General features: G+C 72.9%; 1 protein-coding gene and 1 pseudogene. Both read left to right on the forward strand.

From position 1 onward, the window contains the following. Window positions 1–824, forward strand: an 824-nt coding sequence (locus tag DQW06_RS28455) for a LuxR C-terminal-related transcriptional regulator (protein WP_157983653.1), incomplete at its 5' end; no start/stop codon positions are given. Between the two features lie 146 nt (window positions 825–970). After that, a pseudogene (locus tag DQW06_RS28460) lies at window positions 971–1568 on the forward strand (hypothetical protein); the annotation flags it as partial.

Here is a 1568-nt window from a genome sequence, read left to right on the forward strand (position 1 = left end):
CCACCGCGCTGGGCTGGCGGCTCACCGGCCGTTCCGCGGTGGTGACCGGCGTGGTCGCGGTCGTGACCCTGGGCATCGCCCTCGAACCCACTCTCCGCGAACTGCTGCGGCTGGGCGCGGTTCCCTGGACCGTCCTGGCGCTCGCCTTCGGCACCCTCAACCTCGTGCGCCGGGCCCGGAGCACGACCGAGCTGGTGTCCGGTGTGGCGCTGTCGTCGGCGGCCGCGGCCGTGTCGGCGGTCGTCACCGCGCAGGGCGGAGCCCCCCTGGTGCCGAGCCTGCTCGCCTCGTCGGTTCCGGTCCTGGGCGGTGCCCTGGTGGCCACCGTGCAGCGGCTCAACGAGGCACGCCGGGACAGGCTGTCGCGCCCCGTCGTCCCGCCGATCTCGACCGGGGCCGACACGGGGGACGCCCGGCAGGCGCTTCTCCTGGTGGCGCTGCGGGCGGAGAGCATGTTGACGGCCGCGCGCGACGCGACCGCCGCGGCCCAGGCACGCGACCTGCGCACGGTCGCACTACAGGGGCTCAACGTGCCCGGCGCCGCCTCCGGGCCGAGGCTGACCGTGCGCATCGACGTGGCGGACGCCGGAGCGGAGGGGGAACAGGAGGCCCCCGAACCCGACAGGGTGGAGAGGCCGACCCTGTCGGAGCGCGAGGGCGAGATCGCGCGCCTGCTGACCACGGGCGCCTCCAACGCGCGGATCGCCCGCGAGCTCTACCTGAGCGAGGCCACCGTCAAGGGGCACGTGTCCCGGATGATGCGCCGTTTCGACTGCGGCAACCGCACCCAGCTCGCCCTGATGGCCGCCCGGTGGTTCGGCTGAGGCGCCGGGCCCGGTGCGACTTTCGTCGTGACACGGCCCCGTGGGGCGGTCCGTTCGTCGCGATCGGCCCCGCGGCCCTGGAAGCGCCCGCTCCGGGTCCCTAACTTCGGTGACATCCGCCCTGTTCACCGACGTGAAAGGCCGTCATGCGCCTCATCCCGCCACTGGTCCTGCTGGTGCTCTCCCCGTTCGTCGGCGAGTACCTCCTGGGAAACATCACGCCCGAGCCCTCCACATGGGCCTTCATGCTGCTTCCGCTCGTCCTGTTGTACGGCGGGGGCGCCCTGCTCATCCGCGAGGTGACCCGCCGGCTGGGGCGCGGCTACCCCACCATGTTCGCCCTGGCCGTCGGCTACGGCCTCATCGAGGAGGGCATCGTGCTGGGGACCCTCTTCAACCGTGAGTACCTCGGACTGGGGCTGCTGGAGTACGGCTGGACGCCCGAGTTGGGCACCAGCCCGGTGTGGTCGTCCTACGTCGTCGGCATCCACAGCGTGTGGAGCATCCTGGTGCCGATCGTGCTGGTCGAACTCCTCTTCCTCGCCCGTGCCCGCGAGCCCTGGCTGCGGGTGCCGGGCACCGTGGCCGTGGTCGTGGTCTACCTCCTGGGCGGCACGCTGCTCGGGCTCGGCAACTACTACACCTACCGGTTCTTCGCCTCTCCCGCGCAGGTCGCCGTGGTGCTGGCCCTGGTGGCGGCCTGCGTGGTGTGCGGACTGCTCCTGCGACCCGGTCGGGCCCGGG

Source organism: Nocardiopsis sp. TNDT3 (assembly GCF_003427465.1).
GTDB lineage: Bacteria > Actinomycetota > Actinomycetes > Streptosporangiales > Streptosporangiaceae > Nocardiopsis > Nocardiopsis dassonvillei.